At 65.7% G+C, this 581-nt stretch carries 1 pseudogene; it reads left to right on the top strand.

Annotated features, from left to right (window positions below):
* Positions 1–466 (top strand): annotated as a pseudogene (locus ACTJKF_RS31415) (glutamine synthetase); the annotation flags it as partial.
* Positions 467–581: the final 115 nt, after the last annotated feature.

Here is a 581-nt window from a genome sequence, read left to right as displayed (position 1 = left end):
CACGCCCGCGCTGATGCCGATCTTCGCGCCGTACATCAACTCGTATCGCCGGCTGTCGCGTTTCATGGCCGCGCCGATCAACGTGCAGTGGGGCTACGACAATCGCACGGTCGGCTTTCGCATTCCGCAGTCGACGCCGGTCGCGCGACGCATCGAGAACCGCATTCCGGGCGTCGACTGCAATCCGTACCTCGCGTTCGCCGCGACGCTTGCGGCCGGCTATCTCGGTCTCACGCAGCAGCTCGCGCCGACCGAACCGATCGCGTCCGACGGCTACGACCTGCCGTACCAGCTGCCGCGCAATCTCGAGGAGGGTATCTCGCTGATGGCCGCGTGCACGCCGCTCGCGGGCATTCTCGGCGACAAGTTCGTGAAGGCGTACCTGGCGCTGAAGGAAACCGAATACGAGGCGTTCTTCCGCGTGATCAGCTCGTGGGAGCGCCGGCATCTTCTGCTGCACGTGTAAGCGTGCGGCATCGACCAGCGGAGTCAACATGACCGAACCCAACGAATCCGTCGCCGCGCGCACGACCGCCGAATACCGCGCGCTCGACGCCGCGCATCACATCCACCCGTTCTCG

The sequence above is a fragment of the Burkholderia sp. 22313 genome, assembly GCF_052045245.1.
Lineage (GTDB): Bacteria > Pseudomonadota > Gammaproteobacteria > Burkholderiales > Burkholderiaceae > Burkholderia.
This window is presented reverse-complemented; position numbering and strand designations above follow the sequence as displayed.